This window comes from Natronospirillum operosum (genome assembly GCF_004768465.1).
Lineage (GTDB): Bacteria > Pseudomonadota > Gammaproteobacteria > Pseudomonadales > Natronospirillaceae > Natronospirillum > Natronospirillum operosum.
Genome location: NZ_SRMF01000002.1, coordinates 51,902 through 78,587, shown reverse-complemented (window position 1 = coordinate 78,587; position 26,686 = coordinate 51,902). Strand labels below are relative to the sequence as shown.

Genomic DNA, 26,686 nt, shown 5'->3' with positions numbered 1-26,686 from the left:
CGGCGCCAGCATCGCTGGCAACGGGGTGATCGGGGTATATCATAGCGCATGGGGATCATCAAACACCCGGATCAGGCATCCGGCAGCTCAAGATAAAGAGCACAGTGAGCGCAGTGCGCACAGAACAGGAGCTTCAGCATGCATCTCTACAGTGGTGCCTCAGTCGGCGCCGCCGAGCAGCAGTGGGCGCAGGCCAGCGACCAGCCAACCTGGATACTGATGCAGCGTGCTGCCACCGCAGCACAGCAGGTGCTGGCACAGCATTTCCCCGCCGAGCTTCCCGTGGCCGTGCTCTGTGGCAGCGGCAACAACGGCGGTGACGGCCTGCTGCTGGCCGCCAACCTGCATCGCGCCAGGCGCCCGGTCACCGTCTGGTTGAAGGGTGAACCGCGCACAGGCAGTGATGCCGAGCTGGCCCATGCCGAGGCCAAAAAGGCTGGCGTGGTGATCACCAATGACCTGACAGCGCTGCCATCTCCCGCAGTCTGTGTGGATGCGCTGCTCGGCACCGGCTTTCAGGGCGAACCCAGAGGCGCCATCGCCGATGCCATTCGCTGGCTGCGCCGGCAGCCTGTGCCTCGGATACTGGCCGTTGACTGCCCCAGCGGCCTGAATGCTTCCACCGGTGCGGTCGGCGATCCGGAGTGTGTAGTGCGGGCTGGCCACACGGTCACCTTCATCGGCGCCAAACTGGGTCTGTTCACCGGCCAGGGGCCGGGGCTGACCGGTGCAGTCAGTCTGCACTCTCTGCAGGTCAGCATGGATGGGCAACCGATGCTGGCGCACCTGCTGAATGCAGAGGATCTGCACTGGCCCCGTCGGTCCGCCACTACCCATAAGGGCGCGCAGGGCCATGTGCTGGTGATCGGCTCCGGCGCCGGGCTCTGGGGCGCCGGCATGCTCGCCGCCGAAGGCGCGCTGGTGACCGGGGCCGGTCTGGTTACCGCCCACCTGAATCCGGCCTGCCATTCTGCACTGCTGGCCCGCGCCCCGGAAATCATGGTGCGCGGCGACCCGGTACCGCATGCGCTGCAACCGCGCCAGACGGTGGTGGTTGGCCCTGGGCTGGGGCGTGATCAGGCGGCTACGATGCGCTGGCAAACCGTCTGCCGCCTGCTGACCGATGCCGCCCTGCCGCCGCAGGGGATGGTGGTCGATGCCGATGCACTCTGGCATCTGGCGGCGCGGCCTTTTCAGCGGCCGGAGTGGGTACTCACCCCGCACCCTGGCGAGGCAGCCCGCTTGCTCGATTGCAAGGTGGCCGACATCGAGGCCGATCGCTTACAGGCCGCGCAGAACATACAGCAGCGTTATGACGGCGTGGTGGTTCTGAAAGGTGCCGGCACCGTGATCGCCCATGCCGGCCACTGCAGCGTGCTGCCGTTTGCCTCCGGCGCCATGGCCACCGGCGGTCTGGGTGATGTGCTGTCCGGGGTGATCGGCGCTCTGCTGGCACAGGGGCTGTCCGCCTCCGCGGCCGCCGAAAGCGGCGCCTGGCTGGTCACCCGGGCCGCCCTGCAGCGGGCCCACAGGCAGCCGGTCGTGCGCGCCACCCAGGTACTGGATAACCTGGCCGAAACCGCCTGGCATCTGGGTTTTCGGGCCGAGTCTCGTGACAGCTCTGCGTTGGCCACCCGGGATGCATCAGGTCGAAGTATCACCTGAGCGTCCTGATGGGCATGAGCAACCATTTAAGGCAGACAGCATGACCGGCAAACATCAGACACAGAAACCAAACACCCCAAACCCGCGGCTGCTGCGGCGGCTCCTGCGGGCCCGGGACCGAATGGATGCGGCCTCGCACGAGCAGTGGCCGATCTGCCGCCTGGCACAGGTCAGCGGTGTTTCCGAAGCCCACTTTGCGCGCTCCTTCAAGGAGGCATTCGGGGTGCCGCCGCATCGGTACCTGCTGTCGCGACGCATCGAGCGGGCAACGGCCCTGTTGCGCGACACCGACCTGCCCATTACCGAGATTGCCCTGAGTGTAGGCTGGGAGAGCCTGGGTACCTTTGGTCGTACCTTTCGCGCCATTAGCGGCAGGAGCCCGGGTGAGTTTCGTGCTCATGCCCGGGCGGAGCCGCCCCCGGCTTCGATGCAGATGCCGGCCTGTTTTCTCAAGGCCAGTGAGCGACCTCAGCTCAAAAGCGCAGTTTTGGAGAAGTCACGTCCATAGACGACCGGCAATACTGGCGGTGAGAAAAACAAGCAAGGAGGTCGTATGAGTCAGGGTATTGAGGTAGTGGGCGTCTATGTGCGTGATCAGGACGAGGCGCTCGAATTCTATGTGGAGAAACTGGGCTTTCGCGTGCATACCGACGTGAACAACGGCTACTTCCGCTGGGTTACGGTGCAGCATCCGGAGCAGTCCTCGTTTCAGTTGGGGCTCTTCGTACCGGGGCCGCCGGTGCAGGATGAGGCCACCGGGCAGGCGCTGGCAGCACTGGTGGCCAAGGGGGCCATGCCCGCCCTGGTGCTGGCGGTGAACGACTGCCGAGCAGCCTATGCACAAATGAAAACCAGGGGCGTGGAGTTCACGCAGGAGCCCATCGAGCGGTTCGGCACCATTGATGCCGGGTTTCGCGACCCCTCGGGGAATGGCTGGAAAATGATCGAGAGGAGAGAAGTCTGATGACAGTCAGCAATGCAATCCGCCAGGCCCACCGCTGGATAGCGATCATATTCACCGCAACCGTGATCGCCAACTTTGTGGCGCTGGCCACAAGTGCCGATGGCGTGCCGCCGGCCTGGGTGACCTACTCCCCTTTGCCGCCACTGGCATTGTTGCTGTTTTCCGGGTTATATCTGTTTGTGTTGCCCTACATCACCCGGCGCCGCAAGGTGACTGAACCATGAGCAAGAACCCTGCAGTTGACGAGTACCTGGCCGAAGGCTGTGGCCGTTGTGACAAGGTGGGCACGCCCGCATGCAAGGTCAACACCTGGCGCGACGGGCTGACCCGCCTGCGTGCGGTGGTGCTGGGCACACCGCTGGTGGAAGACCGCAAATGGGGGGCGCCCTGTTACACCCTGAAGGGCCAGAATGTGGTGATGATCGGTGCTTTCAAGAACAACTATGTACTGAGTTTCATGAAGGGCGCCCTGTTGAAGGACCCGCACCGCTTGTTGGAAGCTCCGGGCGAGCACACCCAGTCAGGCCGGGTGATTCGTTTCACCGATGCCGAGCGGGTCACCGCACTGGCGCCAGTGCTGCGAGACTATGTTCTGGAAGCCATCGAGATTGAAAAGGCCGGCCTCAAGGTCGAGCCCAAACAGACCGCCGACTATGAGGTTCCCATCTAATTTCAGGAAGCCATGGACCGGGATCAGGACCTGAAAGAAGCTTTCCAGGCCCTGACCCCGGGCCGACAGCGCAGCTACCTGATTCATATTGCTGGCGCCAAACAGGCCAAAACCCGGCTGGCACGTATCGAGCGTTGCCGGGACAAGATATTCGAAGGCAAGGGTTTCAGCGAATACTGAGCTGGCAGGGCTCGCCGGGCACTGCCCGTGAAAGTGCAGAGACCGCAGAGGGCGCTCACGACAGTTCGTAAAACACCGACTCGCCAAGAATGGTGGCTCGGGACAGGTACTGGCGGTCGCCTTCCGGTACTCCCGAGTCCGCAAACACCTGCTCCCAGTGGTTGCGGACGGTGGCGGTCATGGTCTCGACTATCTCTGTTGCTTCGTCGATGCCAAGACCAAAGCGCTCACACTCACTGAGCGCGTTCTGCAAATTGGACTGACGGCCCCACGCGCCGACAATCATTGCCTGGTCGGCGGACACTCCGGTTCGTGGCTGCGGGCAGACATCGTAGGCGGGTGTCAGCTCCAGGCATTCACCGTCCCAGAAGCACGCATGGTTTCTGGCATGATCATCCACGTTGCCGATGAGCATGTTGAACACCATGCGGCGAAACAACTCTGCTCCATCGGACCTGAAATCTCGGGCGAACTGTCTGAGCATGTCCGCCAGTTCCAGATAGCTTGAATGGCCGGCCCGGACGGCATACTCATCCAGGCCCAGCAGTGTCATCGCACTGATCATGTGACGGCGCTGGACGCCCCCTGGAGTGACTGTTCGATCAAATCGGCGTACCAGAATCACGCGCTTGTTGAGTGATTCGACGATTCGAGTTTCCGCGACCCTGATACCCGCCAGCCTGGCCAATGCCATTCCTGCATCCTCGATGCCCACCATGTCGGCAGAGTCTCTCGAGGAACTGAATTTGGCGATCCAGAACTCTCCGTTTTCGTGCAGCAGGGCCTTGGGCCGGGCACCACCCACACTGGTGCCGTGGTTCAGCGCGGCATCCAGTTGATCATCCAGCGGCCTGCCCTGATCGATGCGGTCGGCCGCCTCCAACAACTCCGCCAAAGGGGCCGCATGACCCTCCTTGGGAATATACCGGCTCGGAGTGTCTGTGGCATCCAGAGCCCCGATCCGGTCCGGCCCCGCCCGCAGCAAGAAGTCTATCTCCCCCAGCTCTCTGTTACTTCTCCCCGGTGCATTGGCATGCTCACGGAGCATGATATTGCGACCCCAGGCATCCGGCGAAGCATCCCGGATGGCGCTGTTCAGCTCGTCATCCAGTATGTGTTCTTCATTGTCGAGGGCGCCCAACGTGCAGTTGGGTGGCGCCAGCGGAATGGCGTTGTCCCGCTGAAGGTAGCTGCGGGCGTAGCGAAACACATGGTCCTGGCCGTCAAAGGCCACAATGCCGCACACGACAGGTTCAGTCTGGCCCGGCAGGTAGAACCAAAGATAGGCCTGATCAGAAATCATTGTCGATCACCTTTTTACGCCGCTTTCCTGCCTTTGTGAGCCTCGTTGTCCGGGCTCTTGAAAGGTTCACTGGTCCGGGTCGCCTCGGTGATGCAGGGGTTTCATGGCCCGTGCTGAGTGTCTCCAGCACGGGGATATCGAGGACCCAGAGCGCGCTGACGACCAGCCCGAAATCCGTGTTGGCATCCCCTTTTTCCATGGCGCTGATGTGCCGGCGGTCGATGCCGCCCAGGCGCTGACCCAGCTCGGACTGACTCCAGCCACGCTCCTTGCGGACGGCCGCGATCAGCTCTCCGGTCTCTGTCAGAGCATCCCGGACCTGTCGGATGTGGTAGGTTTGCGCGTCAATTGATTTAGGCATTGTCCACCAAAACGTACAAAAAAATCTATTATGTACATCATATCGAACATTGAAGAAGGGTCAACTGAAGATACACCTGTCCTCACAGAACCTGCGGGTCATCGGACGCTCTGACCCTTGGGCGCCAGCAGGGTCTTGCCGGGCTGTCTCCTGTGCTATATGATTTATATACGAATCGTATATGGAGTGTGTCATGGGTATCGTGAAAATCGACGACGACCTGCATGAAGAAATTCGCAAAGCCAGTTCTGTCATGGTTCGGTCCATCAATGCCCAGGCCGAGTTCTGGATCAAAATAGGCATGCTGGCCGAAACCAACCCGGACAAGACCTTCAGTCAGCTTGTGCAGGAACAGATGGCCAATGCTGATGTCAGACTGAGGAGGATCGCCGGTGACTGAAGTGGTGCTCAAAAACCCGGAACAGATCAGGTTGATGCGCGCGTCCGGGCGGCTGCTGGCGCAGGTCTTTGCCTGGCTTGATACCCGGATAGAGCCGGGCGTATCCACCATGGATATCAACACCCTGGCCGAAGACTACATCGTCAACACACTGCAGGCACGACCGGCCAGCAAGGGTCAGTACGGGTATCCGTATGTACTCAATACCTCGGTGAATCATGTGGTCTGTCACGGCATGCCGACGGAGCAAAAAAAGCTGAAATCGGGGGATATCGTCAATGTCGACATCACGCTGGAACAGGGCGGCTACATTGCGGACTCTAGCAAGATGTACCTGCTCGGCAAGGTGCCACCGCACGCCCGGAGGCTGGTTGCAGTCACCTATGACGCCATGTGGGAAGGCATAAAGGTGGTAAGACCGGGTGCGACCCTGGGCGATGTCGGCCACGCCATCCAGCAGCACGCGACCACCAACGGTTATGCGGTGGTGCGCGAGTACTGCGGGCACGGCATCGGTACCGAGATGCATGAAGAACCAAACGTGCTGCATTACGGCAAGCCGGGTCGGGGGTTGGTACTGCAGGAGGGCATGACCTTCACCATCGAACCCATGATCAATCAGGGCACCGCCAGGGTGAAACTGAAAAAGGACGGCTGGACGGTCGTCACCGGCGACAAAAGGCTGTCTGCACAGTGGGAGCACACCATTGCGGTCACGGCCGATGGTTATGAGGTACTGACCCTCCGGGATGAAGAGCGGCATCCGGAGTCCGCCAGACTTGCCGTGGCGCGCGCCTTCGGCTAGTCTGTATCCCTGCTTGTCCCGTCATTCCAATACAGGAGCCATGCCAATGAAGTCAGCACTCTGAACCCCGTTTCTTTCCTGTGGTGTTACAGAGGTGTTGTCCATGGCTATGGCCTGTATTTCCGCAACGGATCTGACCGTTGCCTTTGATCCCAAACCCCCCGTTTTCCAGGCGCTGGATGTGCATCTGTCGGCTGAGCCCGTTGCACTGATCGGTCCCAATGGTGCCGGCAAGACCGTATTGGCCGAGTGCCTGGCCGGTATCCGTATACCCACTGCCGGCCAGGTGCAGCATCAGGTGCCGGTGGCCTTTCTGCCGCAACAGGCCGCCGAGCAGCACGACGCACGCACTGTGGCCGCCTTTCTGGGTGTCGAGGCGGCGCTGGCGGCACTGGCACGGCTGCTGGCCGGAGAAGGGCAGGTGGATGACCTGTCGATACTGAATGATCGCTGGACCCTGCAGGATGACCTGCAGGCACAGTTGGCACAGTTCCAGTTGCCCGCGGATATCCTGTCTGCACCGGTCAGTGCGCTGAGCGGCGGCCAGCGCACCCGGCTGCATCTGCTGCAGCTGTCCCGGCTGCCCGATACCTACCTGATTCTGGATGAACCGACCAATCACCTGGATCAGGGCGGTCGTCAGTGGCTGGCCGACTGGATCATGCAGCGCTCCGGCGGCACCCTGGTGATCACGCACGATCAGAGCCTGCTGGCCAGTTTCTCGCAGTTGCTGGAGTTGCGGGAAGGCCGCCTGCAACGCCATGGCCAGGGGTTTGCCGAATATCGGCAGTCCCGCGCCCAACTGCTCGAAAAAGCGCAGCACGACAAGCAGCATGCGCGCCAGACCCTGAAAAGGGAACGCCAGCAACAGCAGCTCGAACGCGAACGCCACGAACAAAGGGCCGCCAAGGGGCGGGCCAAGGCGCGCAAGGGCGACATGCCGAAGATTCTGCTCGATGCGCGCAAGGACCGCAGTGAAGCCACGGGCGGGCGTATCGCCCAGAAGCACCAGACTGCACTCGACGCAGAACAGCAGCGCCTGCAGACCGCCGAGTCCGTACTGGGGCGGGAGAACCCGCTGGCCTTCCCGCTTACCGAGCCTGCTCCCATTTCTGGCTGCCTGCTGGCCCTGGAGGCAGTCCGTCTGCCCTGGGTAGAGAACGCCGAGCCGCTGGACTGGCAGGTGATGAGCGGTGAGCGCTGGTGGCTGCGCGGCACCAATGGCAGCGGCAAGTCGACCCTGCTGAGCGTCATCAGCGGTGCCATCGAGCCCGTCAGTGGAGACGTTCAAAGGCGCGGCACCCTGCTCAGGCTGGACCAGCACCTGACGCTGCTGACCCCGAACCAGAGCGCGCTGGCCAACTTCCGGCGGCTCAATCCGGGCTGGTCGAATGCCGCCTATCGGGATCGCCTTGCCCAGGTGCGCCTGCGTGGTGATCTGGCTCTGCAGCCGGTATCGCAGTTGAGTGGTGGTGAGCAACTGAAGGTCGCGCTGGCCTGCAGCCTGATGGGCCCCGAAGCGGCACAGCTCATTCTGCTGGATGAACCCGACAACCACCTGGATCTGGAAAGCCAGACGCTGTTGGCTGAGGTGCTGAGCCAGTATCAGGGCACCCTGATCGTGGTCACCCACAGTGAGCCCATGGCGCAGGCCATGTTGCTGGACCGGGTGCAGACACTGGGAAGGGCGGAGCCGGGCCTGTATGCTGATGCATCTGCTGGGTAACATAATGCTGATGTTTCCTGCTTTGGGGCTAGGGTGACAGTCTGATGTACATCGGAAAGGCAGCAAAACTGTGCGGCGTATCGGTCAAGACGATTCGTTACTACGAATCGCTCGGCCTGTTGCCGAACGTTGAACGGCAGGGCGCCTATCGGGTGTTCTCCGAGCGCGATATCCGTCTGATCCGACTGATCCGCCAGGCTCAGGGGTCCGGCTTCCGCCTGTCGGAACTCAAGGCGGCGCTGACCTCAAATCACCACACGCTCCCCTGGGACACCCTGTGCCAATTGATGCAACAAAAGGAAGCCGACATTGAGCGGGAAGTCGAACAGTTGCAACGCAAGGCCGAGCAACTGCGCAGTCAGCGCAGGGACATTGAAGCCTGCCTGGCTGAAACACCGGATTGTCCGCCGCTGTTGCCCTGAGACTGCTTGACTCTCCCCCAAGGGGCAGGGTTTAAGCTCCGTGTGACTGAATCAACACGGAGCCACAAACCATGAAACTCGATACTCTGGCCCTGCCGGGTCGGCTTTTCCTTGAGCGTTTTCTGCTGCCATTTCTGGTCATGGCCAGCATGGGTGCATTTCTGCTCGCCCGGGATATCGGGGCTGATCTTGATCTGGTGGTCATGGCGGCAACCGTTGCGGCCCTGCTGGTGGCCATGGCGGCCGAGCGCCTGATTCCGTTTCGCCGTGACTGGAACCGCTCGCACCAGGATGGAAAAACAGACCTGACCAGTGCAGCGGTGCTGGTTGCCGCCGTAGAGCCCATGCTGAAATATCTGGCACCGGTCGCGGCGGTTGCACTCTACGCCCTCCTGGATGGCTCCGGGGTCTACCACGACCTGCTGGGTCAATTGCCCTTTGCTGTTCAGTTGATCGCGGTGACCCTGCTGATTGAGCTTGGGCGCTACTGGTCACATCGACTGCATCATCGCATCCCACAACTGTGGTGGTTGCATGCCATGCACCACAGCAGCGAGCGCCTGTATGCGTTCAACAACCTCAGGTTCCACCCGCTGAATCACGCTCTGAACTTCATCATGGGCAGCTTTCCCCTGCTGCTGATCGGGGCGCCGCCCGAGATCCTGCTGGGCTATCTGGCTCTCACTCAGCCCGTGGTCATGCTGCAGCATGCCAATGTGGCATCCCGTCACGGCCTGCTCAACTACCTGTTCAGCACCAATGAGCTGCATCGGTGGCACCACTCCAGCAAGGCCTCGGAAGCCAACTGCAATTACGGCACAGCCCTGATTATCTGGGATCAGGTGTTTGGTACCTTCCGCTACAGGGCTGACGGCAATATGCCGGAAGCCGTGGGGCTGTTCTCCGGTAGCCGCCAACACTACCCGGCGCAGGCGTCCTATCTGACGCAGTTGAAGTCCATGTTGTCGCCTCGGTGCTGTGCGGCCTGATTGACATGCCGGGAAGCATCCTGACAGACACTGGCAGCAGGGCAGAGGTATGATAGTCACTGTACACAGCTGCTCTGGAGCAACTCATGTCGTCTACCGAATCCACCCTGGTGTCCTGTCAATGCGGGCAGGTTGAAATGACTGTGAAAGGCGTGCCCATTCTTGCGGCGGCCTGCTATTGTGATGATTGTCAGGCGGGCGGGCACCAGTTGGAGGCGCTGCCGAAAGCGCCGCCGGTGCTGGGGGACGACGGCGGAACTGAATTTCTGCTCTACCGGAAGGACCGCGTCACGGTTTCCAGAGGACAGGACCTGATTCGGCACTACAAACTCGATGACAAATCTCCGACCAGCAGGAGTGTGGCCAGTTGCTGCAATACGGCGATGTTCCTCGATTTCCGCAAGGGGCACTGGTATTCCATGTACAGGGCGAGATTCGGTGAAGCTGCGCCGCCTCTGCAGCTGCGCATTCAGACCCGATTCAAGTCGAGCGACAGTACGCCACCCGAGGATGTCCCCACCTACGACAGCTACCCGCTCAGGTTTATCGGCAAGTTGATGGTGGCAAGAGCAGCCATGCTGGTGAGTCGGTGACCTGTCAGCGGCCAGGCCCGTGGGCGCTCACTCCTGCTGACTGATGTCCCACGGATACTCCAGTTGCACGGCCACCAGTTCCGCCGTTCTGACATCGTAACGCTCGGCGATGGCGGTCAGGGTCTGGTTCAGGGTCTGCTCGGGCGAATGAGCGGTTGGCGCGGGCGTATGACTCCGGGTCGCGCGGGAGTTGTCCGTTTCGATCACCAGGCCATGTCGAGAGCGTATGGTTGTTGCGTCGGCATGAGTGGCTCTGGCGGTGGACCGGAAGGTACGCGACCAGGCATCGGCGGCCAGCGCCAGCGTGATCTCGTTCACATCGTCAGCGACAGGCAGATCAATGTGTTCGCGGCGCCAGAATGACAGCCAGTTGGCGGCGGCTCTGGCCTTGTCAGCCGTGGACAGTTGAAAAGCAGCCGTCTCGTGCGCTGTACCGAAATCGGTCACGCCCAGCCGTTCTGCCAGCGCGACGGCCTCTGCGGAGTCGGCAATGGCCTCTACCAGAGCCAGCGAAACCGGTACCGAGGCGCTGACACCGGTGGTGGTCACCACCTGGCCATCTGCCACATAGCGGTGGTCCCTGATCCAGGTCGTATCGGGATACTGCCTGGCGAGTCGGTCGAGGGAATACCAGTGACCCGTGGCGACCTTCTGTTCCAGCAGCCCTGCCTTGGCCAGAATCCAGACCCCGTCGCAGATACCCACAATGGTGGCACCGGCATCATATTGCTGCCGCACCCAGGCCAGCACTTCCGGATTGTCGGGATGATGCATGGCCGGCACGATGACAATGTCCGCCCCGGCGGCATGGGCGCGGTCAAACTGTTCGATGGTCTGGTCGGCTCGTACTTTCAGCGCCGGGTGCAGCTGTACCGTGCCGGGGCCGGTCGAGACCGTTACCGCATCGACGACGTTCGAGGCCCGGAGGACGCCGTAGGGCACCATGAAGTCGGTGGTCTCGGTGCCGGCATTGTCAGCCAGCACCGCGACCAGAGGCTTTTCCCGCTGCGCCCTGGGTGCCGGCAGCTGTATCGGGAACAGTTGATCGGACGCCATTCGTTCACCCCCGGTGGCAGAGGACGTACAGCCCGCAAGGGCAGTCATCAGCAGAGTCCAGCAAAGCAGGAACAGCGCAAGAGATGGGTGGCGGTACTTCATTGCAGATCTCCGATTGAGGTTTTCTGCAGGCTAACCTCTACCCTGCTTTGACTTGAATAGTGAATATATCGCAAAATACGCCAATGTCCGACATGATCACTCCCGGTGGCAGGGTCGCCATTCTGGGGTTCGACGGCTTCCAGGCCCTGGATGTCGTCGGCCCTTTCGAGGCTTTTGCCAAGGCCAATGAACACCTGCCGCCTGAAGACTGCCCCTATGAAATCCTGCTGGCCTCCCCGGATGGCGAGGCCATCCGAAGCAATGCCGGCCTGACGCTGTCCGTTACCCATGCCCTGGCGGAACTGCCGGCACAGCTGGATACCCTGGTCGTGGCCGGAGGCAGTGAAACCGGTTTGCGCGCTGCTGTTGCGGAAACGGAATTGATCGGCTGGCTGCAGGGCCGGGCCGGGTCCACGCGCCGGGTTGCCAGTGTCTGCACCGGCGCCTTTGTGCTGGGGGCTGCAGGCCTGCTGGCTGGCCGGCGCGCCACCACCCACTGGGGCGCCTGCCATCTGTTGCAGGACATGTGGCCGGATATCGATGTGGATGCCGATGCCATCTACACGGCCGATCCGCCCATCTACACCTCTGCAGGCGTGACCACCGGGATCGATCTGAGCCTGGCCTTGATTGAAGCGGATCACGGGTCGGCAGTGGCACTTGCAGTGGCGCGGGATCTCGTCCTGTACATGCGGCGGCCCGGCAGCCAGGCGCAGTTCAGCACGCCGCTGCAGTCCCAGGTTGCAGCGGGTTCGCGCTTTTCGCGGCTGGTGGCCGACATGATTGAAGATCCGGGCAGTGATCTCAGCGTACCCGCCCTGGCGGAAAAGGTTGGCATGAGTGAACGAACCTTTGTCCGCCGTTTCCGGCGCGAAACCGGTACATCACCCGCTCAATTCGTCAAGCGGCTCCGGATCGATCATGCCAGGACACTGCTGGTCAGCACGGACTGGCCCCTGGCGCGCATTGCCGAGCGCTCGGGTATCGCCAGCCTGGCGAGTCTGCATCGGCTGTTCCTGAAACATGTTGGCGTGACACCGACCGAATACCGGCAGCGTTTTGGTTGACCGGTCAACCCGAAGTGCAGTCGCGGTCCGGGTCCACCCTAGCCAGTCTTTGGGTAGAACCAGTAGAGCAGTGTCAGCACGAGTGAGAAGGGGATGATGCCGATGACGAACAGCTGAAACAGATCGGGATTGTCGAGCACAAAGTGACCGCGCTGCTCATTGAGCAGTAGTTGTGCTGCCGTCTGAAAAGCCACATGCAGCCCGATGGGCCCCCAGACCGAACCGGTGACCATGCGGACGATACCCAGCACAGCACCGACCACCAGAAACATCAGCGCATGGGCGGGGCTGATCCCTCCGCTCAGGATAATCCACAGCGCAGCCCCGAACAGACCAAACAGTACCGCCTGAATCGTTATGGTCCAGGTAACGGTCAGGCGCTGATTCAGATTCTGAAAGATGTATTCCCGGAAAACCAGTTCTTCCGGCAGAGCCTCGTAGAGGAAAACGAGCAGCACCAGCAACGGAATGAAGGCGACAACCTCCATGGTCGGTGCAGTGAGCTCTATACTGGCCCAGCCCGTCCACTGAAACAGGATCAGCGCCACAACAAAGGGCGCAAACCAACTGACCGCTCCCGCGACAAAGGCGCGACCCGCCTGTCGAGACAGGCCCAGACCCAGTGCGCTGATTGGGCGGGCGTCGATATAACGGAACACGACCAGCACCAGTGGCACCATCAACAGCGTTGTGCCTGCAGCGCGCACAATATGGCTGGCCAGACTGTAATCATCGCCCAGTACCGCTGTTACAGCTGTGCCGACAGCCACCCAGCACAGCAGGGCAGCGACGGCCATTGCTGTAGCTCTCAGTATCGGGTTGCGCATGCCATTTCCTTTTGTCCCTCTGCAGGGGTCAGATTAACACTCGCGAGCAGAGTAGAGCCAATAAACCCCTCCCGTGGTGTTAACGGCCTGCTGGATTCCTGTCGGGCCAGAAAAGGTATAAATTCAACAGCAATGCAATTGACGCTAACAGTCATTCAAAGGGAGAGGAAACCTTATGCGCGCCATTGTGCAAGATCGGTATGGAAACCCCGATGTGGTTCTGAGTCTGCGTGATGTGGACACGCCGGAGCCGGGCCCGGATGAGGTGCTGGTGCGGGTGCATGCGGCCTCGGTGCATCCGGATGTCTGGCATGTGGTGACCGGATTTCCGCGCGTGTTGCGGCTGATGGGCTCTGGTCTGAAACGGCCAAAACAGCCGATCCCCGGGTCGGACATGGCCGGGGTGGTGGAGGCGGTGGGCGCTGCGGTTACCCGGTTCAGGCCCGGTGATGCCGTCTTCGGAGAGACCCACCGCAACATGCAGTGGGTCAATGGTGGCACCTTTGCTGAATATGTCTGCGCCCCCGAGGATGTACTGGCCCGCAAACCCGACGGCATCACCTTTGAGCAGGCAGCCGCGGTACCGACCGCCGGCATGATTGCCGTCAACAACCTGCGCCAACGCCTCTGGGACCAGCCAGGCCAGCGCGTGCTGGTCAATGGCGCCGCCGGCGGCGTGGGCAGCATTGCTGTGCAGTTGGCCAAGGCCCGAGGTGCCGTGGTGACCGGGGTGGACCACACCGCCAGGCAGGAACTGATGCGCACCCTGGGTGCCGACGCCGTTGTGGACTACACAGAGGAAGACATTACGCGACGCAGTGAACGCTACGACCTTATCGTCGATGTGGCCTCCACTCTGTCGCTGTCCGGCTGCAAGCGCATATTCTCTCCGCAAGGCGCCTACGTCATCATCGGCCACGACCACTATGGCACCAAGGGGCGCCGCACCTTTGGCAGCATTCCCCTGATGCTGGGGCTGATGCTGCGCGCCCCGTTCGACCGCCATCTGCCGAGCCCGGGGTTTGATGGCATGGACAAGCAGAAAGACATGCAGATACTGCGTGACCTGCTGGAGGCGGGCCAGCTGACCCCGGTGATCGACCGACTCTTTCCACTGGAAGAAGCTCCGCAGGCACTGGCGTACCTGCAGTCAGGCCAGGCTTGCGGCAGGATCGTTATCGACTGCCTTTCGGGTGCACGATGATCGCATACCCCATGACGCTGATGATGGGAAACAGGCAGGCCAGAGCAATCATGCCGAACCCGTCAAGTACCGGGCTGCGTTCCGGAATCTGTGTTGCCAGACCGAGCCCGAGTGCGGTGATAATGGGCACGGTAATGGTGGAGGTGGTAACGCCTCCGGAGTCATAGGCCAGTGGGATCATGTGTTTCGGGCAGCGCAGGGTCAGAACAATGACCAGCACATAAGCACTGCCGATAAACCAGGTCAGTGGCCAGCCCATGATGATGCGCCAGACCCCCAGTGTAATGCCCGTGGCCATGCCGAGCGCGACCACGCTGCGCAGGACCAGCGGGTTGAGTGTGCCGTTGGAGGCCTGGTGCGCCCGCTCGGACACCGCAATCAGTGCCGGCTCCGCAATGGTCGTGCTGGCGCCGATCATGAACGCAAACAGGTAGATCCAGTAATAGTCGTGCCAGTGTCGCTCGGCACCCTCCGCCAGGGCGGGCAGAAAATTGGGCGATACCAGTTGTTCGGCCATCAGACTGCCCAGCGGAAAGAGGGCCAGTTCCAGCCCGACAATAAACAGCGTAAGGCCAGTCAGGGCCAGCAGAAACCCGCCCAGAACGCGTTTCAGTCTCGCCATGGGGCGGCGAATGACCAGATACTGAAAGCCGAACATGATAAGCACGATCAGTGACAGGTCGCGCAGTGTCGCGAGAGAGTGCTCGGCCATCAGGGCCATGGGACCGCTCATGAATTCACCCATTCAGCCACCAGAAACCCAGGCTGCCGAGCGCCAGTACAAAGATAATGGGCATGACAGACGCGAATGCGATCAGCCCGAACCCGTCGGTTATCGGGTTGCGACCCTTGATGGAAGTCGCCAGGCCAACCCCCAGTGCAGTGACCAGTGGTACCGTGATGGTCGAGGTGGTCACACCGCCGGAGTCATAGGCGATACCGATCAACGGTGCTGGCGCCACTGCGGTCAGGGCCAGGGCGATCATGTAGCCGCCGATGATCAGCCAGTGCAGCGGCCAGCCCTTGAGAATACGCAAGACGCCCAGCACAATCGCAGACCCCACAGACAAGGCCACTATGCCGCGCAGCGCAAGGGCTACCCGGCCGGGAGCCAGTTGCTGCTGCAGAATCAGTCCTTCTTCGAGGAAGGCACGCTCGGCCTGCACAGCCACGGCCATCAGAGCCGGTTCCGCTACGGTGGTGCCAAAGCCCAGAGCAAAGGCAAACAACAACAGCCAGAAGGCAGATCCCTTGCGCACAAAAGCATTGGCCAGGCCCTCACCGGCAGGGAACAGGCCCAGCTCCAGGCCCCGAACGAAAAGCGCCAGACCAATGACAACGCATATCAGACCAATGAGCACCTGGCCGGCCGCTATGGTCTCGGGGAGTGGCTGGCGGAGCACAAGTACCTGAAAGAAGAGTACGACCAGGATAACTGGCATCAGGTCCTTGGTGCTGTCAAGAATCTGGCGTCCAAAAGACACAACAAAGGGCACGGTCGAAGGGCTGCCTTCTGTGGCAAGTCGGCGGAGCTCCAGCATAGCAGTTTGAGGACGGCTGCGTTAACCTGCCGGTACCATCAAATGCGGCAGGAGATTGTCAGGTGCACTTCAAGTTGTTGATTGCCTTTGTCGATGACGCACTGACCGATGCGGTCATGAGTGCATCCCGTAAATCCGGCGCCATCGGAGCCACGGTCATTACCAATGCCAAGGGGCAGGGGCTCGAGCCGATCAAGGGCTTGTTCGGGCTGGAAATCATGGCGCCTCGAGAGATAGTCATGGTGTTGGTGGAATCACGCCGTGCCGAGAGCGTGCTGGAAGCCGTCAGAGACGCCGGCAAAATGGATGAAAGCCTTGAGACAGGCATAGCGCTGATGCTCGATGTCGACCAGGCGGTGGGGCTCAGGGAACATATTCGAAAACTGGAGCAGACTCTGCCGCCAGCTTAGGTTGAGGCTCCGAGACCTCCCAATGCCGCGTCTGCCGGAGCGCTCGTTGCCGTCCAGTTGGCGGGCTGCCTCCTGAAGGTTGTGAGAGAGAGCACAAAATGAAGAGGTTGTGCGGCAGTCAAAACCGGAGAGGTGCTCTACTAGAGCAGTGACAACCAGAAACCTCCGTTCAGATCGCAGCGGCTGCGCTCCCTGTTGTGCTGCTGGGTCGTCGTCTCCGCCAGGTTGTTGTTGTCGTAGTGCAGTATGCGGACCTCCTGCTCAAGCTGCAGGCAGACACCGATCAGAGCGCCGCCGTATTGCTCGCTGGTGCTGCAGATACCGACGCTGTATTGCCAGTCCGGACGTTCCGTCAGCACGGTGCAGTGGTTCGATGTCAGGGGCGGCTGCTCCACTGTGCCATCCAGCCGTTCCAGACACACATTGGGATAGCTGTTGATATTGGGTCGGCAACTGCCGGTCTGCCCCCAGGTGGTCGCACTGAGATCCTCAAAGCCCCCGCTGACGGTGATGATTGTTCCGGCCCACACCTCCTCGCCATTGGCAAAGGCACGACCGACCACCCGGTACTGGCCCGGGTTGGTCAGGGTGGTGCTGAAATCCGCGCCGCTCCAGATATTGCGGGTCTGACCGCGCGGGTTGATCAGGTAGCCTTCATAGACCGCATCCTGACTGCCCGGAGCTGTCAGCCGCACATCCAGATCCAGCGGCGCGTCGCCGCCTGCGGTCGGTGTCGTATCCACGTTCAGCGTGAACGGCTGGGGCGGCGGTGTGCCGGGGGACTGGCATCCCACTGAGTCTGCCAGATCGGCGTCGGTCAGGCGCCGAAGCCGCAGGTCGTCTTCCTCCGGCAGGTCCCAGAGCGCCAGTTCGGCGAGCGTGAATTCGGTCAGCGGGTCCTGGCCATTGCAGGTCGGCCAGAACTCCACCCGTACCCCGGGCTCGCCGTCTATTGCAGTGTAGTAATAGCGCAGACGTCGGTGCATGCTCGGCAGATCGTCGCCCATGAACATCGACAGCGTGTAGGGGCCGGTAAAGGGGCGAGCGCCCTGGGGCCAGAAGGGCCCGAGAAGCTCACCCAGGTTGTCTTTCAGCAGGTTCAGCAGTTCCTCGTTCAGGCCACTGCTGTTCAGAGTTGCGGCGCAGTCGGGGTCGTCAAAGCATTGTGCAGGCGTGGCACCCAGACCCAGGGTGGCAGGGATATAGGCCCGGGTCAGCAGATCGGTCGTGGCGTTCAGGTTGGAGCGAACGGCGGTGTTGAAGGCGCCCAGATCATAGAGCGAATACCAGGTATGATCTTCCCCGAAGCGGTCCGTGAACGAGGTTTCCAGCAGGCCACGACGATGAAACAGCCCCAGCATCCGATAGCCGCCGTCATCGTCAGTGGATGAGCAGAGGGGAAACAGCTCACCTTCGACAATGTCCTGTGCGCACAGCCGTGTCCAGGTCAGGGCATGGTCATCCGCCACCGTGCCGACGAGCGTCCTGTCGCCCATCAGGCGGCCATTGACCACGACACCGTCGCCCAGCAGGTCGCCATCGTCGTCCCGGCTGCTGTCATCGTCGGAGCAGCCGACCAGCATGGCGGCCAGCAGCAGAATGGCAAGACTGAAAGGTCTGTGCATCCGGATCATGGGGGCAGTTTTCCTTCCGGTTACTCTGTAGTCATCAGATAAGGTACTATCGGCATTCAACGCAAAAAGATGAGGAAGGCGCGCTGTGGCGGATACTCTGACCTGGCAGGTGTGGGCTGACGAGCCCTGGTTGTCGCTGCTGACGTGGCTGGTATTGGCAGTGGTACTGGCAACCCTGATTCGACCGGTCGTCATTCGAGTCAGCGAGCAGATCTTTCGGGTGATCCGCTTCACCCTGTCCAAGGTGGCGGCGCGCGTGCAGGGCCTGGCCCAGCGCATCCAGGCGCACAACGACGCCATGCTGGTCAATCTGGGGCAGAATTATCTGGAACGCCAGATTCACCGTCAGGGCCTGCAATTGCGCCAGGCGTTGGAGCATGACCTGGCCATGGTCGAGCCGCAGGGCGTGCAGCTCAAGAACCTGGTCGAACGCATGGAAGACGATTACGCCAGCACGCGCGAACCGGTCGTGGAGCCGCCGGAGTGGTACCGGGCTGCAGAAGGCCTGCTGGAAACCCGCGCCGCCCATGAGGGCAACCGCACCCTGCAGCATCTGCTGGAACAACTGCTGGAACGGGTGCAGGAAGAATCACGTCATTCGCGTCAGGATTACCGTCAGGCTATCGCCGAGCGCCACCAGTTGCTCAACCAGTTTCTGCCCTACTGGCGTCGTCTGCTGCGCATGCAGGGCGATATCGGCCAGGGTGTAAAGCGTATCGAGCAGCGGGCACAGCGTCTGGAAATGCTGCTGGAGCGCTACGAGGCCAGTATTTCCGACAGCAGCCAACCCACCCAGCGCCTGATCGGCTCGGTGCTGGTGCAGTTTCTGGTGGCTCTGCTGGTCTTCAGCGGTGTGCTGCTGCTGGGTGTGGCCAGCTTCTGGAGCTTCTCGGCCGGTACCGCCCTGCTGGTACCGCAGGTCTCTACTGCCAACATCATGGTGGTCTCCATGGCACTGATCTGTGCCCAGGTGCTGACCGGCATGGTGCTGCTGGAAAACCTGCAGGTTACCCGCCTGTTTCGGGCCCTCTGGGTGCTGGACGCCAGAACTTCCCGCATATTGCGCCTGGCCGCGCTGGGGGGGCTCGGGCTCTGGTCGGTGCTCAATGGCGCTCTGGCCTGGCTGTCTACCCTGCGTGAATGGGAAGACCTGCTGGCCCCGGGCGTGGGCTCCAACGGCGTGATCTTCGTGCGGGTCATGCTGGCCGCCCTGACTCCCTGGGTGCTGATGCTGCTGGTCATACCGCTGGAGCCCCTGTTGAATGGACTGCGCATCATGCTCGGCCAGGTAGTGGCCACGCTGGTCTGGCTGCTGGCCTGGTCAATACGCCTGCTGACCCTGCTGGTTCGCGCCGCCGAGCGGCTGTGGCTGGGCTTCTATGAAGTGGTCTGTGCGCCGCTGACCCGGGCTCTGGGCTGGCTGGGCCAGTTCCGCCGCCCGCCACCGCCCCCCGGGGCTGAAACCAAACCGGCGGCAAAAACAGCCGCAAAGCCAATGGTAAAGGGCGGCAAAAGAGCCACCTGAGCATGGGGCCTTGCCCGGCCCTCGCCTTGTGCTGTAAAGACCGTCCTGCTAGGGTTCGACCAACTGTGTAAAGGCGTATGGGTATTCGAGGAACATCTCGACCTTGCACAGGGGTCTGATTTCAGTACAACAGTCCATGAGTTCAAATCAGTTTGAAAGGCGATAATAATGAAGAAGTTTACAACCCTGGCGGCCACGGTACTGCTTAGTACCAGTTTGGCGGCAAGCGATCTGGAAACGGTCAATGAACGTTCCAGCTACTACTTTGGTCTGGATCTGGGCAGCAACCTGGCCCAGCAGATCGGTACCGAGCGGGTCGATATCGAGGCTCTGATGATGGGTCTGCAGGATGGTCTGGATGAAGCCGAGCCGCGCCTGAGCATGGATGAAATCCGTGATGCCGTCATGGCACTGCAGCAGGAGCTGCAATCCGAAATGGAAGAGCAGTCCGCCTCCCTTCGTGAGCCGGGTGATGCCTTCCTGGCCGAGAATGCCGAGCGTGATGAGGTCGTGGTTACCGACAGCGGCCTGCAGTATGAAATCATGGAAGAGAGCGGCAGCGATGTGTCGCCCACCGCATCTGACACCGTCCGTGTGCACTACCATGGCACCCTGGTTGACGGCACCGTGTTCGACAGCTCCGTGGACCGCGGTGATCCGGTTGAATTCCCGCTGGATGGCGTGATTCCGGGCTGGACCGAAGGCGTGCAGTTGATGGCTGAAGGTGACCGTTACCGGTTCTTCATTCCGCCCGATCTGGCTTACCGTGATCAGGCCGTGGGCGATATCCCGCCGTTTTCCGTACTGATTTTCGAAGTTGAACTGCTTGAAGTCATGTAAGCCGCTGGTGATTCCATGCCGGTTCATCTGATCCTGGGAGGAGCGCGGTCGGGCAAGTCCGCCTATGCCGAAACACAGGCATTGAACGGTGACGACCCGCTCCACTACGTGGCCACCGCCAGCGCCCGGGACTCCGAAATGGAGGCGCGCATCCTGCAACACCAGCAGGATCGCTCGCCGCGCTTTACTACCCACGAATGCGAGCTCACGCTGGCCGAGCATCTGCGCGCACTGGATCAGCCCGGGGCCACGCTGCTCGTGGACTGCCTCACGCTATGGATTACCAATGCCCTGCTCTCCGGAGACGGTGCCTGGGAGCGTGAACGTGATGCGCTGCTGACGCTGTTGCCCGAACTGCGTGCCAACTGCCTGTTGGTCAGCAACGAGGTAGGGCAGGGTGTGGTACCCATGGGGGACCTGAGTCGGCAGTTTGTCGACGCCGCCGGCCGGCTGCATCAGGACATCGCCGACGAAGCGGACCGGGTCACCTGGGTGGTGGCGGGTCTGCCGCAGAAGCTCAAATAAGGCACCATTTTCTGTGGGCTGTGAGCTTGCTCACGCATGCGTGGCCGAGGGCCACCGCCTACAAGGTCGCCGTTTTGCCTGCATCCCGGGCTGAATTGCGAAACTGCCTGGGCGTCATGCCGGTCCACTGCCTGAAGGCATGATTGAACGCGCTCTGTTCCGAATACCCCAGCAACAGCGCAACTTCGGCCAGGGGCATTGAACTGTTGGCCAGATATTCCTTGCCGATACTGATCCGCATCTCCCGAATAATCGCCTGATAACTCGTACCTTCCACTTTCAGCCGCAGTTGCAGCGTTCGCGGGCTGACACAGAGACTCTTCGCAACGGAGTCGATGTTCAGGTCCGTCGACAGGCCCGCATGCCCTGCCGCAGATCTGACCCGCTTCGACCAGGTATTGTCGGACGCCTGCATCGCATTCAGTTGGCTGTCAGCGTATTGGGTCAGGGTGGAGAGCAGAAACTCGTCCGCATAGGGAATGGTGGCATCCAGAGTATCGAGCGCGAACTCGAGGGCGGTGCTGTGCGCCCCGAAGTACAGCGGCGCCTTGAACACGCGTTGGTGCAGCGCCGTATCGGCCGGTGCCGGCCAGGTAAATCTCACCGCAGTGGGGTATATCGGTTGTCTGGATACAGCGCCCAGAGTGGTCACGATGGCTGAAAACAGGCACTCCACCATATGCCGCACTATCGCTTCATCAGCTGCTTCGTCGAGGCCGACAATCGTCATGACGGCCCTGTTGTCGCGATACTCCAGGCGTGGATGCGGCGCCGCAGAGCGCAGTTCATGGTAGTGACAGAAGTTCTTCAGCGCCTCGCCAACCGTGGTGCTGTTGGCGGCCAGGGTGGTGAAGAAACACCCCTTGGTGTGGTGTACCAGAGCCGCACTGGCATGCAGGCCCAGATGGTCATCATTGCTCAGTTCCAGCGCCAGCTTCCAGATTTCATCCGGCCTTCTTTGCAGCAGATCCGATTCCATTCGATACCCGCGCTGTACCCGCCCGGCGGAGGCCCTGTCGTCTCGTTCCTGCCAGTAAGCACTGAGAATCTGCAAGGCAGATCTAGAATAGGTGTCCTCGATAGGACTGGACTGATGTTCCGGCAGTGCTTCCATAGTCTCACCACTGTGAACAAGTTTGCGCGAATTATCAAATTTTGCTGATCAGAGATCAATATTGCTGCCGGTCAGATCGGTACCCTCGGTGGTCACTATTCAACAAAAACGGTTGCAGATCATGAGAGTAAAGAACGGGTTGCCAAGGATAGCAGGCTGGACCTTTGATCATCCGCTGCTGAGCCTGCTGATGATACTCGGTATGACCCTGGCATTGGGTGCAGGGTTGCCCAAATTGGAGATGGATTCCAGCAACGAATCCCTGTTTCAGCGCGGCGATCCGACGCTGCTGGACTATCAGGCGTTCCAGCGGGAATTCGGTCGCAATGATGTAGTCGTGGTGGCGGTCACCACGGATGACCCGCTCAGCGCCGATTTCATGCACAGCCTGACGCAGTTGCATCGAGAACTGGAAGACCGTGTGCCCTGGCTGGACGATGTGACCAGCCTGGTGAATGCGGACTGGATGGCCTCCAATGAAGACGGCGGCCTCACGGTTGGAGAAGTCGGAGAGCTTTGGCCTGCAGAGGGCAGCCTCGACCCGGCGCACTGGGAAGACATTGTCACCAGCTCCCTGTACCGGGACACCCTGGTGTCCAGTGACGGGTCCATGGTATTGCTGGTGGTGCGCGCCATGGCCCAGTCTGCCGGTGAAGCAGACCCCGCCGCCCAGCAGGACTTCTTCAGCGCCGTCGGTGTCGAAAGTGGCGGCGGCTTCGATGAAACGCAAGGCAGTGGCGCCGGGCAACAGCGCCTGAGCAGCGCCCAACTGAACGATTTTGCCGGTGCTGTCGAGCAGATAGTCGCGGAATATCAGGCCGATGGCATGCAACTGCGGGCTGCCGGCGGCCCCCTGCTGGACAAGCTGCACCACGATGCCATTCATCATGACGTCGCCATACTGATGAGCGCTGCTTTTCTGCTTATCGTCATTGCCCTGTACGTGCTGTTCCGGCGTGTGTCCGCAGTTGTCATACCCGTAGTGGTCATCGCCCTGGGGATGGCCAGTACCTTTGGTCTGATGGGATGGGCGAATTCCCCCTTTACGCCCGTCACCCAGGCCCTGCCCGCACTGTTGCTGATGTCCGGTGTGCTGGCGTCGGTGCATCTGTTCGGGCTCTTTTATGTCGAACGACGACAGGACAGGGACGCCCGCACGGCCATTGTGAACGCGGTTGCGCACAGTGGCATGGCCATACTGTTTACGAGCCTGACCACGGCGGCCGGCTTCCTGGCCTTTACCGTAGCCCGCATGAAACCGATCGCGGATTTCGGCTGGCTGGCGGCCTTCGGCATTCTGCTTATCTTTGTCTACACCCTGGTGTTGCTGCCGGCCTTCATCCGGATTATTCCGGGGCGGGTTTCTGCTTCTGACAGGGAGACGCATACCCTCTGGCCAGCGCTCACCGAGAAAATGATGCAGCTGTCCGGCTTTGGTGTCAGGCATCCGGTCAAGGTGCTGAGCATGGTCGCCGTGCTGATCGTGGCGGCGATGCCGGGCGTCATGAAAACCGAGTTCTCCTACGATGTGCTCAACTGGTTCCCCGCAGACACGCCCATACGAGTCGACACCCTGGCCATTGACGAGAAAATCCAGGCCACGGTGCCGCTGGAGGTCATCGTCGATACCGGGCGTGAAAACGGCATCCTGACGCCCGAGTTCATGACCGCGCTCAGAACCTTCCAGGACCGCGCGGAAACCATGGACCCGGAAGCCGTGAAAGTGGGTCGGGCCAGTTCGATCGTGGATGTACTGCAACGCATTCATTCCCAACTGGCCGGCGTGCCGGTGGAGCAGGGCATCTCCGACAACGAGAATCTGATCCACCAGGAGATTCTGCTGTACGAGAGCGGCGGCGCGCGCGAGATCACCCGCCTGGTGGACCGGGATTACTCGAAAGCGCGCATCACGCTGCGCCTGGCCTACGCGGACGGTCGCGACATGGTGCCACTGCGGCAGACGGTGGAAGACTCCGCGCAGGAACTGTTTGGCAATCTCGGCGAGGTGACGGTCACCGGCACCGTGGATCTGGTCGCTACCGGCACCGTGGACCTGATCACCAGCATGACCGAAAGCTACCTGTTTGCGGCCATCAGCATCAGCCTGATGCTGATCATACTGTGGCGCTCGGTGCGGCTTGGCGTGCTGGCCATGATTCCCAACTTCATCGTGATCTATCTGGCCCTGGCCGCCATGGGCTATACCGGCATGGATATCAACCTGATCACGGTACTGCTCGGGGGCATTGCACTGGGGCTGGCGGTGGATGACACCGTGCACCTGATCAACGGCATGCAGTACAAGATACGCCATGCCGGGCACTCGCTGGACACTGCGGTCAGGGAAACCGTAAGAGTCATAGCGCCACTGCTGCTGATCACCACCCTGGTTCTGGCCGGCGGGTTCTCGATGTTCTCCCTGTCCATGATGTCTGCCCTGCAGAGCTTCGGCATCCTGCTGGCGCTGACCATCCTGCTGACCTTCCTGTTCGACCTGGTGGTGATCCCCGCCATCATGTCGATATTCGACCGCACCCAGCCTGCGGCTGATCAGAACGAAAGCCAAAGCGCCGACGACAACCGCCGTCAGGCCATCGGCAAATAGACCATGAGGATTCATACCATGACTGCGAAGAAAACCCGTTTCACCCTGGTTGCCCTGATGCTTCTGGCCGGTCTGCTGTCCTTGCCCATTATCGCCGGCGCCGATGAGCGCGGCGAAGGCTGGCGCATCATGACCGATGTCGACAACCGCTATCGCGGCGACAGCTGGTCCATGGACATGTACATCCTGCTGACGGACGAAAACGGCAGAGAGCGGGAGCGCTCGCTGCGCATGCTCGGCAAGATGTTCGGCGATGATGAACGAACGCTGACTTATGTGACGTCGCCTTCACGGCTGCGGGGCACCGGCATACTGACCTATGACTGGGATGATCGCGCAAGAAGCAATGAATCCTGGCTGTATCTGCCCGACCTGGGTCGGGTCACGCGCCTGACTACATCCAGCCGGTCCGACTATTTCCTGGGTACCGATTTCACCTATGGCGACCTGGAAGGGCTCGACGTGGAAGACTTCGAGTACGCAATAGACCGCGAAAACAGCAACGACAGCGAAACCGTGGTCGATGCCGAGCCTCTGGACCGCGACATCATCGACAAATACGGCTACACCCGGATCAGATACTGGGTGGATACCGAACGTGACCTGGTGACCAGGGCGCAGTACTGGCTGCAGAACGAAGGCTGGGTCAAATACTACAGTCAGTTCGACTTCGAGGAGATAGATGGCGTCTGGGTATCAGGCCGGGAACAGATGGTGCTCACCAGAGACAACAGAAGGATTCATTCAACGGTGATCACGCGGGGTGATGTCGAAATCAATCTGGATATCTCCGACAACACCTTTACCACCGGTGGACTCGAGAGGGCTGCGGAATGAAGGTCAGAACAACTGTCGCCGCCGCCTTCCTGCTACTGGGGGCCAACGCCGCCGGGGCGGAAGACTTCTTCGAGATGAGCGAGTCCGAACCGACGCGCAGCGCGGACCGGGACGAGCGGGCCATCGATCTGTCCGCCACTTTCACCCAGCGGATCCATTATGCGGTGACCGAGCAGAGAGAGTCATTTCCCTTTCGCCGCGAGGACAGGGGCCTCGCCTCCGTGCGCAGCGATCTGCTGCTGACAGCGCGTCACCGCCCGGCGTCTGATCTGGTCATCCAGGTCGCCGGGCTGGCCAGCTATGATGCCAAGCTGAATGACGACCCGGCCACCGTGGAGGTTGAGCAGACCTACGTCGAATGGGGTATGACGCCGGCCTTCAATATCAAGACCGGGCGTCAGATCATTTCTCTCGGGGAGTCCAACTACTTCCAGATTGCCGATCGCATCAACCCCATTGACGAACGGGCCTTCGGCCTGGCTGAGTTGCGTGAGTCCAGCCTGCCGGTGACCTCGACCCGGCTGAGCTATTACCAGTCCCGGTGGGGCGTCGATCTGGTGGCACTGCACGAGTTTCGCCAGAACCTGTACGACGAACCCCGTGGTGACTTCGACCCCTATATCGCCTTGCGTGATCAACCACTGGCTATAGAGGAAGACACGCCGGACACCTTTATGATCGTTCCGGACATTGCCGGCCGACTGTTCTGGTCGCTGCCCTGGGGTGATGTCGCTCTCTTTGCCTCCCGGCTGCACAACCGGGAGGCCCGGCCGCTGAAGGCCGGAGCGGATGTGCTGACGCTGGACTATCCGCAGATTACCCTGCTCGGCGCCAGCGGCAATCTGGTGCTGGGCAACTGGTTGCTGAAGAGCGAATACGCCTTCAGTGATGGCGATCTGTATCATGTCGAGCATGATGAAAACACGCAGACCCTGTCTGCGGAAGGGCAGGCGCATCAGTTGATGGTGGGCGGCCGCTATACCGGCATCAGCAATCTGACGCTGGATGTCGAGTTGCTGAACACCATTATCAGCTCAGTGGACGGCAGTCTGGATGAAGACAGAGCCCGGACGCAGGGGGTGGCGAATCTCGAGTACGAGATGCTGAACGACGACCTGGTGGCCAGCCTGACCTACATGGGCTGGGTGAACGAGCCCGCATCAATGCTGCGGGCGCGCATGGACTATGCGGTTCGGGACGACATTGTACTGTTTGGCGGCGCCATCGGTTACAGCGCCAGTGACGACGCCATGCTGGCACCCTACAGAAACAATGACCGGGTTTTTGTGGGGGTGACGATCAACCTCTGAGGCAGGGCATG

General features: G+C 61.1%; 29 protein-coding genes. 21 read left to right on the top strand and 8 right to left on the bottom strand.

The features are described from left to right. Nucleotides 1-138: 138 nt before the first annotated feature. From E4656_RS06835 to E4656_RS20350, 6 genes are read left to right on the top strand one after another with little or no spacing between them, the layout of a single operon-like run. Nucleotides 139-1,665 carry an NAD(P)H-hydrate dehydratase gene (locus tag E4656_RS06835; protein ID WP_135482439.1) on the top strand — a complete coding sequence of 509 codons (1,527 nt, stop codon included), beginning with the start codon at nucleotides 139-141 and terminating at the stop codon, nucleotides 1,663-1,665. A gap of 40 nt (nucleotides 1,666-1,705) precedes the next feature. Next, nucleotides 1,706-2,173, top strand: a complete 468-nt coding sequence (locus E4656_RS06830; RefSeq protein WP_135482437.1) for a helix-turn-helix transcriptional regulator — start codon at nucleotides 1,706-1,708, stop codon at nucleotides 2,171-2,173. Nucleotides 2,174-2,218: 45 nt separating this feature from the next. Beyond that, nucleotides 2,219-2,629 (top strand): VOC family protein, encoded by a 411-nt coding sequence (locus E4656_RS06825; protein WP_135482435.1) that lies wholly within the window; start codon nucleotides 2,219-2,221, stop codon nucleotides 2,627-2,629. Further along, on the top strand, nucleotides 2,629-2,853 hold the full coding sequence (locus tag E4656_RS06820) for a hypothetical protein (RefSeq protein WP_135482434.1): 225 nt from the start codon (nucleotides 2,629-2,631) through the stop codon (nucleotides 2,851-2,853). Before E4656_RS06825 ends, E4656_RS06820 begins: the two co-directional genes overlap by 1 nt. After that, a complete protein-coding gene (locus E4656_RS06815) occupies nucleotides 2,850-3,299 on the top strand; it encodes a DUF1801 domain-containing protein (RefSeq protein ID WP_205849138.1) in 450 nt (149 codons plus the stop codon). Before E4656_RS06820 ends, E4656_RS06815 begins: the two co-directional genes overlap by 4 nt. Nucleotides 3,300-3,311: 12 nt before the next feature. After that, nucleotides 3,312-3,479 carry a YdeI/OmpD-associated family protein gene (locus E4656_RS20350; protein ID WP_205849137.1) on the top strand — a complete coding sequence of 56 codons (168 nt, stop codon included), beginning with the start codon at nucleotides 3,312-3,314 and terminating at the stop codon, nucleotides 3,477-3,479. 55 nt (nucleotides 3,480-3,534) lie between these two features. On the opposite strand, the gene E4656_RS06810 is transcribed toward E4656_RS20350, so the two are convergent. Next, the gene (locus E4656_RS06810; RefSeq protein WP_135482433.1) at nucleotides 3,535-4,782 is read right to left on the bottom strand and encodes a type II toxin-antitoxin system HipA family toxin; all 1,248 of its coding nucleotides are present in this window, start codon (nucleotides 4,780-4,782) and stop codon (nucleotides 3,535-3,537) included. Next, nucleotides 4,772-5,143: a helix-turn-helix domain-containing protein gene (locus tag E4656_RS06805; protein WP_135482431.1), complete on the bottom strand. Its 372-nt coding sequence runs from the start codon at nucleotides 5,141-5,143 to the stop codon at nucleotides 4,772-4,774. The genes E4656_RS06810 and E4656_RS06805 overlap by 11 nt, the downstream gene beginning before the upstream one ends. Nucleotides 5,144-5,336: 193 nt before the next feature. On the opposite strand from E4656_RS06805, the gene E4656_RS06800 reads away from it, so the two are divergent. From E4656_RS06800 to E4656_RS06775, 6 genes are all read left to right on the top strand, one after another. Continuing rightward, the gene (locus E4656_RS06800; RefSeq protein ID WP_135482429.1) at nucleotides 5,337-5,543 is read left to right on the top strand and encodes a ParD-like family protein; all 207 of its coding nucleotides are present in this window, start codon (nucleotides 5,337-5,339) and stop codon (nucleotides 5,541-5,543) included. Next, on the top strand, nucleotides 5,536-6,348 hold the full coding sequence (gene map / locus E4656_RS06795; protein WP_135482427.1) for a type I methionyl aminopeptidase: 813 nt from the start codon (nucleotides 5,536-5,538) through the stop codon (nucleotides 6,346-6,348). Before E4656_RS06800 ends, map begins: the two co-directional genes overlap by 8 nt. A 103-nt stretch (nucleotides 6,349-6,451) precedes the next feature. Further along, complete coding sequence (locus tag E4656_RS06790) at nucleotides 6,452-8,074, top strand: ATP-binding cassette domain-containing protein (RefSeq protein WP_135482425.1); 1,623 nt, start codon at nucleotides 6,452-6,454, stop codon at nucleotides 8,072-8,074. A gap of 44 nt (nucleotides 8,075-8,118) precedes the next feature. Then, entirely contained in the window at nucleotides 8,119-8,496 is a 378-nt protein-coding gene (locus E4656_RS06785; protein ID WP_135482424.1) for a MerR family transcriptional regulator, read from the top strand. 71 nt (nucleotides 8,497-8,567) lie between these two features. Further along, on the top strand, nucleotides 8,568-9,485 hold the full coding sequence (locus E4656_RS06780; RefSeq protein ID WP_135482422.1) for a sterol desaturase family protein: 918 nt from the start codon (nucleotides 8,568-8,570) through the stop codon (nucleotides 9,483-9,485). 86 nt (nucleotides 9,486-9,571) lie between these two features. Further along, nucleotides 9,572-10,078, top strand: a complete 507-nt coding sequence (locus E4656_RS06775; RefSeq protein ID WP_135482420.1) for a GFA family protein — start codon at nucleotides 9,572-9,574, stop codon at nucleotides 10,076-10,078. A 27-nt stretch (nucleotides 10,079-10,105) separates the two neighbouring features. Here the strand turns inward: E4656_RS06775 and E4656_RS06770 are convergent, their stop codons facing one another. Beyond that, on the bottom strand, nucleotides 10,106-11,182 hold the full coding sequence (locus E4656_RS06770) for a DJ-1/PfpI family protein (protein ID WP_205849136.1): 1,077 nt from the start codon (nucleotides 11,180-11,182) through the stop codon (nucleotides 10,106-10,108). A gap of 137 nt (nucleotides 11,183-11,319) precedes the next feature. Here E4656_RS06770 and E4656_RS06765 point away from each other — a divergent pair, with 137 nt between their 5' ends. Further along, complete coding sequence (locus tag E4656_RS06765; RefSeq protein ID WP_135482418.1) at nucleotides 11,320-12,303, top strand: GlxA family transcriptional regulator; 984 nt, start codon at nucleotides 11,320-11,322, stop codon at nucleotides 12,301-12,303. Nucleotides 12,304-12,341: 38 nt separating this feature from the next. On the opposite strand, the gene E4656_RS06760 is transcribed toward E4656_RS06765, so the two are convergent. After that, the gene (locus E4656_RS06760) at nucleotides 12,342-13,130 is read right to left on the bottom strand and encodes a CPBP family intramembrane glutamic endopeptidase (protein WP_135482417.1); all 789 of its coding nucleotides are present in this window, start codon (nucleotides 13,128-13,130) and stop codon (nucleotides 12,342-12,344) included. Between the two features lie 175 nt (nucleotides 13,131-13,305). Between E4656_RS06760 and E4656_RS06755 the strand changes: the two genes are divergently transcribed. Continuing rightward, entirely contained in the window at nucleotides 13,306-14,334 is a 1,029-nt protein-coding gene (locus tag E4656_RS06755) for an NAD(P)-dependent alcohol dehydrogenase (RefSeq protein ID WP_135482416.1), read from the top strand. Here the strand turns inward: E4656_RS06755 and E4656_RS06750 are convergent. Together E4656_RS06750 and E4656_RS06745 are read right to left on the bottom strand one after the other, a co-directional pair. Beyond that, on the bottom strand, nucleotides 14,306-15,079 hold the full coding sequence (locus tag E4656_RS06750; RefSeq protein WP_240753922.1) for a DUF1538 domain-containing protein: 774 nt from the start codon (nucleotides 15,077-15,079) through the stop codon (nucleotides 14,306-14,308). The two genes, E4656_RS06755 and E4656_RS06750, sit on opposite strands and share 29 nt — an antisense overlap. Next, complete coding sequence (locus E4656_RS06745; RefSeq protein ID WP_240753921.1) at nucleotides 15,072-15,776, bottom strand: DUF1538 domain-containing protein; 705 nt, start codon at nucleotides 15,774-15,776, stop codon at nucleotides 15,072-15,074. Before E4656_RS06745 ends, E4656_RS06750 begins: the two co-directional genes overlap by 8 nt. A 161-nt stretch (nucleotides 15,777-15,937) precedes the next feature. Between E4656_RS06745 and E4656_RS06740 the strand changes: the two genes are divergently transcribed. Continuing rightward, a complete protein-coding gene (locus E4656_RS06740) occupies nucleotides 15,938-16,285 on the top strand; it encodes a P-II family nitrogen regulator (protein WP_135482414.1) in 348 nt (115 codons plus the stop codon). A gap of 140 nt (nucleotides 16,286-16,425) precedes the next feature. On the opposite strand, the gene E4656_RS06735 is transcribed toward E4656_RS06740, so the two are convergent. Further along, nucleotides 16,426-17,919: a hypothetical protein gene (locus E4656_RS06735; protein WP_135482413.1), complete on the bottom strand. Its 1,494-nt coding sequence runs from the start codon at nucleotides 17,917-17,919 to the stop codon at nucleotides 16,426-16,428. A gap of 85 nt (nucleotides 17,920-18,004) precedes the next feature. Here E4656_RS06735 and E4656_RS06730 point away from each other — a divergent pair, with 85 nt between their 5' ends. The 3 genes from E4656_RS06730 to cobU all read left to right on the top strand — a co-directional run bounded on the left by E4656_RS06730 (nucleotide 18,005) and on the right by cobU (nucleotide 20,809). Continuing rightward, complete coding sequence (locus E4656_RS06730; RefSeq protein WP_135482411.1) at nucleotides 18,005-19,444, top strand: hypothetical protein; 1,440 nt, start codon at nucleotides 18,005-18,007, stop codon at nucleotides 19,442-19,444. A 168-nt stretch (nucleotides 19,445-19,612) separates the two neighbouring features. After that, nucleotides 19,613-20,284, top strand: a complete 672-nt coding sequence (locus tag E4656_RS06725) for a BamJ family beta-barrel-assembly machinery protein (RefSeq protein ID WP_135482409.1) — start codon at nucleotides 19,613-19,615, stop codon at nucleotides 20,282-20,284. A gap of 15 nt (nucleotides 20,285-20,299) precedes the next feature. Beyond that, entirely contained in the window at nucleotides 20,300-20,809 is a 510-nt protein-coding gene (cobU, locus tag E4656_RS06720) for a bifunctional adenosylcobinamide kinase/adenosylcobinamide-phosphate guanylyltransferase (protein WP_135482407.1), read from the top strand. Nucleotides 20,810-20,867: 58 nt separating this feature from the next. Here the strand turns inward: cobU and E4656_RS06715 are convergent, their stop codons facing one another. Continuing rightward, nucleotides 20,868-21,923, bottom strand: coding sequence for a helix-turn-helix transcriptional regulator (locus tag E4656_RS06715; RefSeq protein ID WP_135482405.1), 1,056 nt, complete (start codon nucleotides 21,921-21,923; stop codon nucleotides 20,868-20,870). 121 nt (nucleotides 21,924-22,044) lie between these two features. Here E4656_RS06715 and E4656_RS06710 point away from each other — a divergent pair, with 121 nt between their 5' ends. Genes E4656_RS06710 through E4656_RS06700 form a run of 3 tightly spaced genes read left to right on the top strand, consistent with a single transcriptional unit; the run spans nucleotide 22,045 to nucleotide 26,675 of the window. Continuing rightward, on the top strand, nucleotides 22,045-24,528 hold the full coding sequence (locus tag E4656_RS06710; protein WP_135482403.1) for an efflux RND transporter permease subunit: 2,484 nt from the start codon (nucleotides 22,045-22,047) through the stop codon (nucleotides 24,526-24,528). Between the two features lie 18 nt (nucleotides 24,529-24,546). Beyond that, nucleotides 24,547-25,365, top strand: coding sequence for an outer membrane lipoprotein-sorting protein (locus E4656_RS06705; RefSeq protein ID WP_167855961.1), 819 nt, complete (start codon nucleotides 24,547-24,549; stop codon nucleotides 25,363-25,365). Beyond that, complete coding sequence (locus E4656_RS06700) at nucleotides 25,362-26,675, top strand: DUF1302 family protein (RefSeq protein ID WP_135482399.1); 1,314 nt, start codon at nucleotides 25,362-25,364, stop codon at nucleotides 26,673-26,675. The genes E4656_RS06705 and E4656_RS06700 overlap by 4 nt, the downstream gene beginning before the upstream one ends. Nucleotides 26,676-26,686 lie beyond the last annotated feature (11 nt).